Source organism: Parvimonas sp. D9 (genome assembly GCF_035282565.1).
GTDB classification, from domain to species: Bacteria; Bacillota; Clostridia; order Tissierellales; family Peptoniphilaceae; genus Parvimonas; species Parvimonas micra.
In genome coordinates, this window is sequence record NZ_JAYKBM010000245.1 from 1 (window position 1) to 243 (window position 243).

At 61.7% G+C, this 243-nt stretch carries 1 protein-coding gene; it reads right to left on the reverse strand.

Annotated elements, in window-relative coordinates; all coding sequences use genetic code 11:
* Positions 1–243: dihydropteroate synthase (locus VJI94_RS08740; RefSeq protein WP_324009091.1), on the reverse strand; the 243-nt coding region annotated here is incomplete at both ends.

A 243-nucleotide genomic window follows, 5' to 3' on the forward strand; every position in this document is an offset into this window, starting at 1 on the left:
TCACTTCGTCCCGGCCCACATAGGCCGTGCAGACATCCAGCAGATGCGCGCCTTGCTGCACCTGCTGGCGGCCGATATCCACCAGGGCGTCGTAATCGTCTTCCGCCAGCAAATCCCGGAACTTTTTGCTGCCGTTGGAGTTGGTGCGCTCGCCCACCAGCACCGGCGGCGGTTCCAGAAACATGGGGACGCTGGTGTACAGGCTGGTCAAGGCGTTTTCATAGTCAATGACGCGGGAACCGG